Genomic DNA, 13,577 nt, shown 5'->3' with positions numbered 1-13,577 from the left:
TCGAGGACGTCGCAGTTTATTCAACCAGCGTCCAGTTATTACAAAACGTAACAAGTGTTGAGTACGGTTACAAAGCCATCGGCTGGAGAAGAGTTTGCTCGATAGAATGCATTGTCTTTCCCACTGGACAGGCAATACTCGGGTCCACCACCATTCTACGGAGGTAACGATGAAGAAAGTGTCCATGGCGATCCTGGTTTCCTTGTGTGCCGCAGCCGGCGCGGCTCACGCGCAGGACAACGGCATCACGACGAGCACCGATCCGGCGAAGGCCGCCGACGTCGAGCAGCGTGCGCAAGATTTGCAAAACCGCGAGCAGTCGATGGGAAGCGCACCGGCCGCGCCGGCCAAGCATCACAAGATGGCTCCGCATCATCCAAAGAAGGGTGCCGACGCGTCGGGCACCTGAACGACTTCGCGGATCTCGCCTCGCGGCCTCGTCGTGAAGGTGAAAAAGCCGAAGCTGGCAGCGCCGGTTTCGGCTTTTTTTATTTGTGCGACCCGCTCGCTGCTGGCAAGGCACTCCGAGCGTGCACCGGCCTGGCAAGCCGCCGGCGCTCTGCTCTCTGTATGCTAAAGTCGCGCACCGACCGGCGAGCCGCCGGCATCCCCTAACCCGTGCGCACCCTGGTGCGGAGGACAGCATGAGCAACATCCAGCTTGATATCGAATGGACCGAAGCAGCATCTCGCAAGATCGAAAAACTGATGCCGCGTGGCGGTCAGGAAGCGTACCTCGCGCTGCCGCCCGTCGAATGCCTGCCGATGGAAGGCGACGTGCTGTTTCTCGGCCCGGCTGGCAAGCAGGAGCCGTTCATTGTCGCGGAGCGCCAGTATCACCATGACGGCGACGCCGACTGGACCATCATCCTGATTCTCGATGTCCCGCAAGCAACCCACTGATCGCTGACGGCGCGCCGGCGGCCTCAGGGCCGCCCCACCTGTCCAGCATGTCCGCGCGCCGCTGACGCCCGCGCCCGAATTCTGGCGATCTTCGACACCACGCGAATCTCCGCGTGCTCGATCCAATCCGCGGCCGCCTTCTTATAAGCCTGGATACGCGCGGATTTCGCATGCGCCGCGAGCGCATCCTGGCTTTCCCACCGCTCGATGAACACGAACCGGCGCGGCTCCTGCACGTCGCGCCAGAATCCGCCCGGCAGAGCAGTGCCAAGCCCGCCGCCCGAATGGCCGCATCAGTGCCTACAGCGGCACTAGCATGTGAGCACCGTCGGCCTGGAGTTTGGCGGGCGACCACCGGGCGCCCTGCTACCCTCGGCGTGGTACGGTAACTCATAGCGATTGAGAATCGGTTTCGCGCGTGGCAAGCGCGCGGGACGCTCCGGCGCATTACCGCAACGGATTGCCGCACGGCCGTAGGCAGCCGTTTTGCAGACAATTTTCACGCCCATGCGTTTGTGATAACCCGCACATTGTCGCGCGCTGCAAACTGCTAGACTCATTTTGACCAATTCGCCGGAGTCCAGCGTGGCTGGCACCGCCCTTCGTGTTCGCGGGACGCATTCGTTTCGTTCCGGCGGCGCTTCGGGTGTGCGAGCGCTACGCGCCGAATGGGTTTGCGTGCCCCTTCATTCCCTTGCCGCAACGATCCCATGTCAGCTTTCATGCCCGCTTCTATGCCATCCGTCAGCGAATTGACCGTGAGCGGCCTGCTCCCGCACCTGGTCCGCGGCGAGTCGGGCTGGACCGCGACCTGGCGCGCGTTGACATTGCACAGCGTGTTCCAGCCGGTGCTGTCGGTCACGCATCAGTGCGTGGTCGGCTACGAGGGGCTGTTGCGCGCGTTCGATCCGGTCGGTCTGCCCGTCTCGCCCGAAGTATTGTTCTCCGGCACGCGCTCGGCCGCCGAAGCGCGCGAACTCGATCGCATCGCGCGCTGCCTGCATGTGGCGAACTTCATGGAGCAAGGCATCAGCACCGGGTGGCTGTTTCTGAACACGCGCCCGCAGGTGTTCGAAACCGGCTGGCCGCAGCGCGCTTTCATCGACGAGTTGTCCGCGCATTTCGGGCTGCCGCAGGAGCGCATCGTGATCGAAGTGCTCGAGCAACCCGCCGACGATGAATCCGCCGTCGCCAGCATGCTCGCCGCCTCGCAGCCGCGCGATTTTCTGATCGCGATCGACGACTTCGGCACCGGCTTCTCGAACTTCGATCGCGTGTGGCGCTTCCGCCCCGACATCGTCAAACTCGACCGCTCGCTCGTCGCGCGCGCGGGCAAGCGCGAGGGCGACGAATCGATGATCAGCCATCTGATCGCGATGCTGCATCAGTCGGGCACGCTCGTGCTCGCCGAAGGCGTCGAAACCGATGAAGAGCTGATGATCCTGATGCAGGCCGACGTCGATTTCGTGCAGGGGTTCTGGTTCGGTCAGCCAGAGAGCAGCGTGCTGGCCGCCTGCACGAAGGTGCCTGCGCTCGTCGCGTCGATCTGGAGCAAGTTCGCCGAATACGAGCGTGCGCACGCCGGCCACCAGCGGCTCGGGTTCGAGGGCTTCGCGGAAGCGGTGCTGGCCGCCGCCGACACCTACAAGGCGACCGGTGACCTCGAACAGGCCGCGCAAAAGGTCTGGCATCTGCCCGAAGCGCGCCGCGTGTTCCTCACCGACGGCCTGGGCGAGCAGACCCAGCCTTCGGTGACGGCGGCGTCGGTCCCGCCGCCTCCGAAGCGGCTCGCGCCGCTCTATACGGAGACGCGCAGCAACTGGTCGCGTCGCGCGTATTTCCGGCACGCGCTCGCGGCGCCGGGCCGCGTCGCGATGATGGGGCCGCATTATTCGCTCGCCGATGGTCAGGACTGCTACACCGCGGCGATCGCGTTCGAGCGCGACGGCACGCACGTGCTGTGCGTCGACTTCGTGCCGGAGGCGTCGCCGCCGGATGTGCGCACCGGCACACGCGGCGCGAGACGTTAGCGATCCACGCCGCTACTCGTGCACGCGGCCGCGCCCCGTCTTGACCTCGCCGCGCCTGGCCTTGCTGTCGAGCCGCCGCAGGTTCGACGCGCGGGTCGGCCGCGTCGCGACCCGATGCTTGCGGGTCACGCTGACGCTTTCGATCAGTTCATCGAGCCGCGCGAGCGCCGCCGCGCGGTTCATCTCCTGGGTCCGATGCTCCTGCGCCTTGATGATCACGACGCCGTCGCGCGTGAGCCGGTGGTCGGACAGCGCGAGCAGACGCATCTTCAGCACTTCCGGCAGCGACGAGGCACGCACATCGAAACGCAGATGGATCGCGCTCGACACCTTGTTGACGTTCTGACCACCCGCCCCCTGCGCGCGCACGGCGGTCAATTCGATTTCGTTGGGCGGGACCGGATAGCGGGATGTCATGGGTGGTCGGCAAGGAAGATGCGTCAGTGTACAAGCGCTCGACGCGAGATGCCCGAACTCGCGGGAAGGCGGCGGAGCGCCCGGTGCGGCGCCCGGCGGCACCGGCTCGCGAACGCTACGAAAAAAACCATTTGCGTCGGCCCGACCGGTTCATCGATACTGGTTCTTTCGCTTACGGCGTAAATTCATATGAAAATCCGTCCCGGTTTCGTGCTCGAACTGGCCGTCAACTTTCTGCTGCCGTGGCTTGCTTACCGGCTCGCGTTGCCGCGGGTCGGCGAGACCGGCGCGCTAATCGCGTCCGCCGTGCCGCCGCTCGTGTGGAGCGCGATCGAACTCGCGCGCTTCAGGCGCGTCGATGCGCTCAGCGTGATGGTGGTGGCGGGCATCGTGCTGTCGGTCGCGGCCATGGCGCTCGGGGGCAGTCCGCGCATGCTGCTGTTGCGCGAGTCGCTGGTGTCCGGCGCGGTCGGCGTCGTGTTCCTGCTGTCACTGCCGATGCGTCGTCCTCTGATCTTCTACCTCGCGCGCGCGACGGTCGCGCGCGAAATGGAAGGCGGCGCCGCGCATTTCGAGGCGCTATGGCGCGAGCGCCCCGGTCTCGCCACCGCGATGCGAACCATGACGCTCGTGTGGGGCATCGGGCTGACCGCCGAAACCGCGCTACGCGCATGGATGGCGCTGACGTGGCCGATCGAACGTTTCCTCGTCGTGTCGCCCTTTATCGGCTACGGCATCTACGCGGGACTCGCGCTGTGGACACTGTGGTATCGCAGGACGATGCGCAGCCGCGTCGAGGCCATCGAGCGGGCGAGCGGGGTTGCCGGTTGAGCGCCGCTCGCACCACAAGTCCGCCACTTCGCTTTTTCTGCCTGCTGCCGCGCAATCAACGCGATGCTTCGGCAATCCGCGCGGCCAGCCCCGAATCACGCTGCGTCGGCGTCGCGATCGCCTGCGCGAGCACGGCCCGCGCGCCGATCACCTCGACGCGTTCGCGCGCGCGAGTAATCGCCGTATACACGAGCTCACGCGACAACACCCGGCTGAACGCCGACGGCAGCACCAGCACCGCTTGCTCGAACTCCGAACCTTGCGACTTGTGGACCGTCAGCGCGAACGCGGTGTCGTGCGGCGGCAGCGCGGCCGGCGACACCGCGCGCACACCGCCGTCGCCGGTGCGGAAGTACACGCGCAGCGCGCCACCCGCGCCCGGCAGCGCAATGCCGATGTCGCCATTGAACAGACCCAGCGCGTAATCGTTGCGCGTCACCATCACCGGACGTCCGGCAAACCACTGCGCGCCGACCGCGAGCGTGACGCCCGCGGCGCGGCGCACCTCAGCCGCCATCGCCGCGTTGACCTGATCGACGCCGCGAGGTCCGAGCCGCGTCGCACAGAGGATGCGGAAGCGGTTGAGCGCGTCGAAGAGCGGCACTGGATCGGACGTATCGACGGCGAGCGCCCTGGCAAGCGCGTCGGCGTACGGCGCGAAGCCACCGGCAAGTCTTGCGGTGGTGCGCTCGGCCAGCGTCGTGTGAGCGTCCTCGTGCAGCGCCGCGGCGCAGACCTCGGTCGGGTCGATCTGCAATACGTCGAGCGCCGCGCTCGGTGAGCCGTTGCGAATCGCGACGGACAAACGGCCGATCGGCGACTCGAGGCCGAACCGGTAGTTGCGCTCGAGCCAGACGACGCAGTCCGCGAGCGGGTTGCGTTCGATCGCCGATCGCTTATCGCGATCGGCCTGCTCGCCAGTCGCCGATGTCACGCCGTCACCGAACGGATCGCCCGACGCGGGTGGCTCGAAGGTTTGCGGCGTCTCGGGCGGCGCAAATAAATCGTCCAAAGGTGCTTCATCGACTTCACGCAACGCGCGCGGCAAAGCCCGCGCGAGCCGCGCCTCGTCGATGTCGAGCGCCTGCGCGACCCGTTGCAATCCGCGCGCGCTCAACGCCGGCCGCGCGCTGAGTTCGGCGAACACCGCGCCGGCTTCGACCGCGGCGAGCTGGTCCTTGTCACCGAGCATCACGAGCCGCGTTTGCGGCCCGATCGCGTCGAGCAGATGCGTGGCCATCGCCACGTCGATCATCGACGCCTCGTCGATCACGACCACGTCATACGGCAACGGATTATCGCGATGATGCCGGAAGCGCCCGCCCGGCCCCGACCCCAGCAAGCGATGCAGCGTGTACGACGTCTGCGGCAAACGCGCGGCGAGTTCGGGCGGCAGGTCGCCCGCGCGCGCGAGCAACGCTTCCTGCATCCGTTGCGCCGCCTTGCCGGTCGGCGCCGCCAGCGCGATGCGCAAATCGGCCCGCGCATCGAGCAGACACGCAAGCACGCCGACCACGGTCGTGGTCTTGCCGGTTCCCGGGCCGCCGCTGACGATCGTCAGCCGCCCCGACAGCGCCATCACGACCGCGACGCGTTGCCAGTCGACGTCGTCGTCTCGCGGCGGACCGAAGTAGCGCAGCAGGCGTTCGCGCAAAGCGGCGGGGGCGGTGTCGGCGTCGGCCTTCGCGGTGCTCGCCTCGCCCGTCGCATGCGCGACCAGGGCGTGGGCCAGGCGCCGCTCGTAGTCGTAGTAGCGCGCGAGATAGAGACGCCCCTGCGCGTCGATCACGAGCGGGCGCAACGCCGCCGCGCCCGCCGCGTCCGCTGCGCCATCGCTTGCCATGCCGCTCGCGAGCAGCGCCGCGCGCACTTCGGCGCGCGACGCGTCGAAGCGGCGCGCGAGCGTCGCGAGCGGCACGCACACGTGCCCTTCGGCGGTCGCGCGGCTCGCGGCGAACGCGCCGCGCGCCGCCCACTTCACCACCTCGGTCGATGCGCCACCGCGCCGCGCGAGCATGCCGATACGGCGCGCGAACCCTTCGGCGAGCGCGATACTGAAATCGGCCGGCGCGGGCAGGTTGACGCCGATGTCTTCTAGCCCGAGCGGCGCGGCCGCGCGCTCATCAAGCGTGCCGGGCGTGCTCATGCGCCACCTCCGATCATCGCCGCGTCGAGCAGCGCCACCAGTTCGAACGGCGCACGCCGCCTGTGCACACCGGCGGCACCGTCGACATCGCGCCAGTCGGGCCGCACGCCGCGCACGAACAGATACAGGTAGCCGCCGATATGCGTGTCGTATGCATAGTCGCGCACGCGCGTCTTCAGATAGCGATGCAGCGCGACCGTATAAAGCAGCGCCTGCAGGTGGTACGCGTGACTCGCCATCGCCGTTTCGAGCGGCGCGGCCGCGTAGTCGGCGGCGGTGTCGCCGAGATGGTTCGACTTCCAGTCGACGATCCAGAAGCGGCCGTCGTGCTCGACGATCATGTCGATAAATCCTTTGACGAACCCGCGCAGCACGCCGGGCTCCAGCGCGACGTCGGGATAGCCGTATTCGATCAGCAGCTCGCGCAGCGCCGGAAAATCCAGCGACGGGGCCGCGAACAGAAACTCGAGTTCGTTCAGGCGCCGACGCGGATCGAGCCGCGCGAGCGTCATGCCCGGCACGAGTTCGGTCGAGACGACGTCGGCGATCAGCCGATGCATCATCGCGGGCAAGCGCGCGGCGAGCTCGGGCGCGGCCGGCGCCGGACGCTCGCGCAGCGCGCCGCGGATCGCGTCGGGCCAGGTGCGCGCCTCGGTGAAATCGGCGAGTTCGAACATCCGATGCAGGCAATCGCCGGCCGCCGCGCCGCGCGGGAACCCGAGGATGTCGTCGTCGGCATGCGCCGGGGCGCTCGCCGCGGCGAGCGGCGGGAGCAGCGGCGCGGCGGGTAGCGCATCGGCGATTTCATCGTGGTCGGGCCGCACGTCTTCCTGCGGCGCGTGCGCGTGCGCATCCGCGCTCCTGCCGCCGGCCGCGATCAGCCCGCTGAAACTTGCCATGCGCCACTGATCGCGCAACGGCCGCCGATTCGCGCGCGCGCGCAGATGCGCGCCCTGATCCCGCAGACTTTCGAGCGGCACGCGGCGCGTCACTTCGGGCAGCGCCCGCAACGTGACCGGTCCGCCCGCGAGCGCCTGCCAGCTCGCCGCGAGCGCGGCTTCGTCGGGAGGCTCAGCGAGCCAGGCGTCGAACGTGTGGCCGCTGCCGCCGACGAGCCAGTTCAGCACGCTGCGCCGCGACTCCTTCGTCGAGCGCGACGACAGATACGTGCCCGCGACCAGGTAGCAGCGATACACCGCGCGCGTGAGCGCCACATAGACGAGCCGCGCGCGTTCCGCCGCCTGCTCGCGCACCGCGTAACGCGAGGCGCGCTCGGCTTCCTCTTCGTCGCAACCGTAGTGCAGCACCGCGTCGCCGCTGTCGTCGTGATACTCGCGCGCATCGGGCAAGCCCGACGATGGCGGCTCGCGCAAGCCGCCATCGTTCAGAAACGGACAGAACACGACCGCGTATTCGAGTCCCTTCGATTTATGGACCGTGACGATCTGCACGAGATTGCGATCCGACTCGAGCCGCAGTTGGGCCTCGTCACCGCCGCCCTGCTCGCGCTGCGCGGCGAGCCAGCGCAAGGTAGGCGCGATGCCGGGCTGGGTGCCCGCGCGCGCCTGTACGAGCTCGGCGAGATGGTTCACGTTGGTCAGCCGACGCTCGCCGTCGACACCCGCGACGAGCCGCTGCGCGACGCGCAGCTCGCGCACCAGCGTGCGCCACATCACCGCGAAGCCGCGTTCGTGCCACAGCATCCGGTAGCGCGAAAAACGCTCGACCCAGCCCATCGCGTCGGCGGCGTCGAGCGCTGGCGCGGGTTCATCAACGGCCGCGGCCGCGGCCGCGGGCGCATCGGCGACCTGCGTGAGACGCCACAGCGCGGCGGCGTCGAGCCCGAGCCAGTCGGTGGCGAGCGCGGCGCGCAGGCGACGCAGATCGCCGGGCGTGTCGATGGCGGCCAGCACGCGCTCGATCTGCTCGGCGTCGAGCGTCGCGAACACCGACGCCTGCGCAAGCTCCACGCTGCCGACGCCCCACGCCGCGAGCACGCGTTTGACGAGGCTGCCCTGCTTGTGCGTCTGCACGAGCACGGCGATATCGCCCGGTGCGAGCGGCTTGTCGCCGATCGTCACGACACCTTCGCGCGCCCCTCGCAAAAGCCGCACGATCTCGGCCGCGCACGCTTCGCTCGCGGCGCGCTGCGCGCTGCGTTTGTCCAGCGGCGTTGCGCCGCGCGGCAACGTCCAGATGCGGAAATCGCCGCCGCTCGCGTCGGGATCGGTAAACGGCGCGCGGCGCCGCTCGCCCGCACGCACTGGCTGATAGTCGAGCCCGTCGAGCACGAACGCCTGGCGGTTCGCTTCGAAGATGCGGTTGCACGCCTCGACGATCGGTGCGGTCGAACGCTGGTTGACCGCGAGCGTGTAGCACGCGGACGCCGACTCGCGCGCCGCGAGATACGTATGCAGATCCGCCGCGCGAAAACTGTAGATCGCCTGCTTCGGATCGCCGACGAGGAACAGCGGTCCCGCCGGCGCGAAGATGCGGCTGAAGATCGCGAATTGCAGCGGATCGGTGTCCTGGAACTCGTCGATCAGCGCGGCCGGATAGCGGCTACGCAATGCATCGGCGAGCCAGGCATGCGCGGCCAGTGCGCGATACAGATTCGCGAGCAGATCGTCGAACGATACAACGCGGCGCGTGCGCTTGCGCGCCACCAACTCGGCCGGCGCGTAGTCGAGCCATGTCTGCACCAGCGCGAGCCAGCGCGCGCGCTGCGCGGCCTCGGCGGCGACCACGGCCGCGGCCAGCGCGTCGGCATGCTCGAAGAACGGATGTGCGGGCGGCTCGAACTTGACCTTGGTTGCCTTCTTCAACGCCGACGCCGTCAGCTTCAGCGCGGCGCGCGGCGGCGGCGCATGGCAATCGCCCTGCGCGAAGTAGTCGGTCCACGCGGCGATCGCGGCGCTCACGTGATCGGGCTTGTGCGTGGTCTTGCTCAGGCGCTCCTGTGCCTCGGCCAGTAGCGCGACGATCGCGTCGCGTTCGGCCCGCCAGATCGCGCACGCGACATCGAAGCCGGCCTGCGGATCGGCGCTTGCGCCGGCCGCGTCGACGCTGCCCCAGCGCAATTGCGCGAGCGGCTTTTTCAGGCGCCGGGCCAGTTGCTCGTCGAGCGACGCGGGACCGGCGCGCTTGGCCACCAGCCACGCGGCGAACGCCGGATGCGCATGCGCGACCGGCTCGACCTGCTCGCGCCAGAAATCGGCGGCGAGTTCGAAACGCAGCGCCGCGTCGTCGGCTTCCATCTCGAACGCGAATGGCATCGCGGCGGCGAACGGCGCTTCCTGCAAGGCGCGCTGACAGAACGCGTGGATCGTGTGGATCGCGGCCTGATCGAACGTACGCAGCGCGCGGCGCACGACCTTCAACGCGGCCTCGCGCTCGATACCGCGCTCCGGCGCGAGCGTCGTTTCGAACAGCCGGCGGATGAACGGATCGTCGCCGTCGTCGTCCATCTCGATCGCGCGATGCAGTTCCGCGAGACGGCCGCGTATGCGCTCGTGCAGCTCCGCGGTCGCGGCCTTCGTGAACGTGACGACGAGAATCTGATCCGCGTTCAGGTTCTTTTCCAGCAGCAGCCGCACGTACAGCGCGCAGATGTTCCACGTCTTGCCGGTGCCCGCCGACGCTTCGATCTGGTTCACGCCGTCGAGCGGACATGCGAACACGTCGAGTTCGTCGGCGGCGAGGCTTTGATGGCGCAGCGCGTCGCTCATGAGGCGCTCCGCAAATGCTGGATCAGTGGCTTGAAAACGATCGCGGCGAGGCTGCCGAACGGTTCGTCGAGCGTGAGCGGTGTGCCGCGCAGCGCGATGCGCAACGCGGGGTCGTCGGATTCGCCGCGCACGCGGTCGTTGATCCACACGCCCTGCGCCGCCGATTCGCTTTCGCTGACCCTCGCCCATGCGCTTTTCGGGAAGAAGCGCAGCGGCAGCCGGCGGCCGGCATTGAAGAGCGCAGCCAACGGCGCGAGTTCGTCGAGCGGAGCCGCGACGGGCGCGAGCTCGAAGCTCTCGCCGCTGCCGTGCCATACGGTGCGGCGCGGCCCGTCCGGCTGCGCCGCGCAATAGACCAGATGCGCGAGCCACGCGGACAGATAGTCGCGCGCGCTGGCTTTGGCATAACGAAAGATCACTTGTCCCGTTCCGGTCAGCAGGTTCAACGTGCCGCGCAAATGCAGCGGCGTTTCGGCGGACTCGCGCAACAGCGCGTCGTAGTCGCCAAACAGGGAGACGGCGCTGTCGGTGCCAGCGCCGCCTTGCGGCCAGCGCGGCGAGACGTCGAGCACGAACGGCAAGCGCTCGACGCCCTCGGCCACTTCGCGCCGCACGCTTTGCGCCAACTGCCGCAGCGCGGACAGCTCGCGCGCGCGCCAGACCGCGCCGGTCGCGCCGCCGGGCAACTCGGGGCTCGCCTCGGCGACGCGCTGCACGCGGCTATAGATCACCTCGTCGTCGGTGCCGGCGTCTAGCAGGACCGGCAGCAGGCGCTCGGCGAGTGCGTCGCGGCCCGCATAGTCGAGATCGAACGGCTCGGTGTCGAGCAACTCGCCCTGCGCATCCGACAACGCGATACCGAGCCGGTCGCGCAGCAGTGCGCGCGCCGGATGACGCCAGAAGCGCACGAAGTCGTCGAACTCCACCTCGTGCATGTCTTCCGGCGGCAGCGGTTGATCGAAGAACGGCGTGGCGGCGGCATGCTGCGGTTCGGCAAGCAGCGTGGCCAGCTCGGCGCGATTGGCGTCGTAGGTGAACAGGTCGGGCTTCGCCGCGAAGTAGTCCGACGCGAACGCCTGCAACGGATGCTCGACGATGAACTCGCGCCGCGCGCTGTCGACCCCGGCCGGACTCGCGTCCTCGCCCGCCGACACCTGCGCGAGATGATCGAGCAGTTCATCGACGAGCGCGGCCGGCGGCAGCGGCGCGTTATCGCGAATGCTGCGGCCCGTGTAGGCGATGAAGAGCCGCTCGCGCGCGGCGAGCAGCAGATCGAGGAACAGATTGCGCTCGTCGTCGCGGCGCTGACGGTCGCCGGCCTTGCCGAACGCGGCCATCAGATCGAACTCGTCGGCACGCGCGAGCGACGGCAGCACGCCGTCGTCCATGCCGAGCAGGCAGACCACGCGGAACGGCAAACCGCGCAAGCTCGTCAGCGAAGAAAACGTCACGCTGCCCCACGGCACGCCGCCGCGTGCGGGGTCATCGAGCGCTTCGGTGAGCGCGGTGCGCACCACCGAGGCCGGCAGCAACACATCATGCGCGCCGGCCTGCATCGCGGCGCTCATCGCATCGAGCGCGTCGCGCACGGCCGCGAGCGAATCGGCGAACTCGACGCCGCCGTCGAAGCACTGCCCGAGCGTTTCGAGCAGCAGTTGCGACCAGTCGGACGGCGTGCGCTCGATCGCGCAGCTCGCCGCGAAGCTGTCGATGTCGTCGACGAAACGCGACAGACGGCCGAGCAGTTCAGCATCCGAACCGCCCGCGCCTTCGACCGGCAGCCACGCATCGACCGGCTCGCCGCCTGCCGGCATCGCGTAGCCGAGGTACAGGCGCGTCAGCGCATCGGCGAACGTATGACGCGCGACCGGTACGTGCTCGCCGACTTGTTCGAGCGGCGCGAGCCCGCGCCGCGCGCCGGCGGCCGCGAGCCATTCCTGCGCGGCTTCGAGCGAATTCGCATCGATGCCGTAGCGCACCGCGACCGCATCGACGCGCAGCCATTCGATCAGATCCGGTGCGCCGACGCTGCGCTCGGGCAGCGCGAGCCAGTCGAGCAACAGACGCGCGACCGGATTGGCCTGCGACGGCGGCAGGCCGGTAATGCGGTACGGAATGCGGCGCGTGTCGCCGGCAGGCGTGGTGCCGAACACCGCATCGATCAGCGGACCGGCCGCCGCGAGATCGGACACCGCGACCAGCACGTCGGACGGCTGTAGATCGTCGAATTCGTCGAACCAGCCGAGCAGGCGATCGTGCAGCACTTCGAGCTGCCGGGACAGGCTATGACAGACGTGCACCTCGATACCGCGCTCGATAGGCAACTCGTCGGCATCGGCCTCATTGCGCAAAGCGAGGATGCCGTTCTGCACGGCGGCGAGCCAGCTCGGCTCCGGGTTTTCGGTGAAGTCGCCGGTCTCGGCCGATGCGGCGCTTTCGGTCAGCTCGTGCAGCATATGCAGCTGCGCCTGAGTCTGGCGGCCCCATTCGGCGAGCAGCGGATGACCGACTTCCTGATAGTCGAGCTGCCCCGCCGCGTCGAGTGCCTGCACGCGCCCTTCGCTGACCACGTCGAACCAGAACTCGCGGCACGGGTTCATCACGTACAGACGCACGTCGATCCAGCGCGACAGCGCGCGCAGCAACGCGATATGCAGCGGCGGCATGGTCGGCAGCGCGAACACGCTGACCGCCTCGGGCCATTGCGCGTTCGAGATCGCCTCGAGATCGAGCGCCGCGATTTCATCGAGGAACCGATACGCGGGCGGCAGCGCGGCCGCGGATGTTTGCGCATGACCGCCGGCTTGCGCGAGCTCGGCGAGCACCGCGCGCCACAGCGCCGCCTGCCAGCGCTCGTCCTCGCGCGCCGCGTCGCTCGCGCCGGTCAGACGCGGACCGGTGTCGTCAGCCGCGCCGCTCGCGAAGATCGAGCCGCCCTTGTGCCATTGCAGCAGCCATTCGGGACGATAGGTCAGATAGTGATCGAGCACGGTCGCGACGCGCCGCGCGAGTTCGTAGCGCATCGACGCGTCGGCCGCATCGAGATAGGCGCGCAGACGCGGCGACGCGTTCCACGGCAGCGCTTCGTCTGAGTCGTCGAGCAGCCGGTAGCAGCGCCACACGAGCCGGTCCGGCGCGAACGGCGAATGCTTCGGCACCTCGATCACGCCGCCGATCTGCGCCCACAGCCATTGCGCGAGATAACCAAAGTTAACGTTCGCGCAGATGCCCTGGCGCGCGGCGATATCGAGCTCGAGCCGCCGGCGCACGGCCGCGCTCGGCACGATCACGGGCCGCGCGGTCCACGGATCGGACGGCGCTTGCGCGAGGTCGCCGAGCAGCGCGCCCACCAGCGTTTCGTAGCGGTTCGAGTAGAAGAGCTGAAGCATGGATTCCAGATCACATTTGGCACGCTGATGGCCCGCGAGCGATGCGCGCGAGCCACGGCGGACATTGAAGCGACAGCATAACAAACCCATCCCCAGGGCATAACCTGGCCGAATGGACGAGGTCAGAACGCGCG

At 68.6% G+C, this 13,577-nt stretch carries 8 protein-coding genes and 1 pseudogene; 4 read left to right on the top strand and 5 right to left on the bottom strand.

Annotated features, from left to right (window positions below; all coding sequences use genetic code 11):
* Positions 1–169: 169 nt before the first annotated feature.
* Together OKW26_RS40380 and OKW26_RS40375 are read left to right on the top strand one after the other, a co-directional pair.
* Positions 170–409, top strand: coding sequence for a hypothetical protein (locus OKW26_RS40380; RefSeq protein ID WP_090804113.1), 240 nt, complete (start codon positions 170–172; stop codon positions 407–409).
* A 235-nt stretch (positions 410–644) separates the two neighbouring features.
* Positions 645–902: a DNA-binding protein gene (locus OKW26_RS40375; protein ID WP_090804111.1), complete on the top strand. Its 258-nt coding sequence runs from the start codon at positions 645–647 to the stop codon at positions 900–902.
* Positions 903–985: 83 nt separating this feature from the next.
* On the opposite strand, the pseudogene OKW26_RS40370 reads toward OKW26_RS40375, so the two are convergent.
* Positions 986–1,144, bottom strand: a pseudogene (locus tag OKW26_RS40370) (putative quinol monooxygenase); the annotation flags it as partial.
* 492 nt (positions 1,145–1,636) lie between these two features.
* Between OKW26_RS40370 and OKW26_RS40365 the strand changes: the two are divergent.
* A complete protein-coding gene (locus tag OKW26_RS40365; RefSeq protein WP_429357181.1) occupies positions 1,637–2,932 on the top strand; it encodes a sensor domain-containing phosphodiesterase in 1,296 nt (431 codons plus the stop codon).
* Between the two features lie 12 nt (positions 2,933–2,944).
* On the opposite strand, the gene arfB is transcribed toward OKW26_RS40365, so the two are convergent.
* A complete protein-coding gene (gene arfB / locus OKW26_RS40360; protein ID WP_429357028.1) occupies positions 2,945–3,349 on the bottom strand; it encodes an alternative ribosome rescue aminoacyl-tRNA hydrolase ArfB in 405 nt (134 codons plus the stop codon).
* A 189-nt stretch (positions 3,350–3,538) separates the two neighbouring features.
* Between arfB and OKW26_RS40355 the strand changes: the two genes are divergently transcribed.
* Positions 3,539–4,180 carry a VC0807 family protein gene (locus OKW26_RS40355; RefSeq protein ID WP_090804107.1) on the top strand — a complete coding sequence of 214 codons (642 nt, stop codon included), beginning with the start codon at positions 3,539–3,541 and terminating at the stop codon, positions 4,178–4,180.
* Positions 4,181–4,235: 55 nt separating this feature from the next.
* Here the strand turns inward: OKW26_RS40355 and OKW26_RS40350 are convergent, their stop codons facing one another.
* The 3 genes from OKW26_RS40350 to recC are packed head-to-tail and all read right to left on the bottom strand — an operon-like array spanning position 4,236 to position 13,443.
* Positions 4,236–6,326, bottom strand: coding sequence for an AAA family ATPase (locus tag OKW26_RS40350; RefSeq protein ID WP_429357027.1), 2,091 nt, complete (start codon positions 6,324–6,326; stop codon positions 4,236–4,238).
* A complete protein-coding gene (gene recB / locus OKW26_RS40345) occupies positions 6,323–10,054 on the bottom strand; it encodes an exodeoxyribonuclease V subunit beta (RefSeq protein ID WP_429357026.1) in 3,732 nt (1,243 codons plus the stop codon). Before recB ends, OKW26_RS40350 begins: the two co-directional genes overlap by 4 nt.
* The gene (gene recC / locus OKW26_RS40340; RefSeq protein ID WP_429357025.1) at positions 10,051–13,443 is read right to left on the bottom strand and encodes an exodeoxyribonuclease V subunit gamma; all 3,393 of its coding nucleotides are present in this window, start codon (positions 13,441–13,443) and stop codon (positions 10,051–10,053) included. The genes recB and recC overlap by 4 nt, the downstream gene beginning before the upstream one ends.
* Positions 13,444–13,577: the final 134 nt, after the last annotated feature.

Origin of the sequence: Paraburkholderia sp. 32 (assembly GCF_050435345.1) — a bacterium.
Classification (GTDB): Bacteria; Pseudomonadota; Gammaproteobacteria; order Burkholderiales; family Burkholderiaceae; genus Paraburkholderia; species Paraburkholderia tuberum.
Note: the sequence above shows the minus strand (reverse complement) of the source record. Positions and strands in the feature narration are given on the sequence as shown.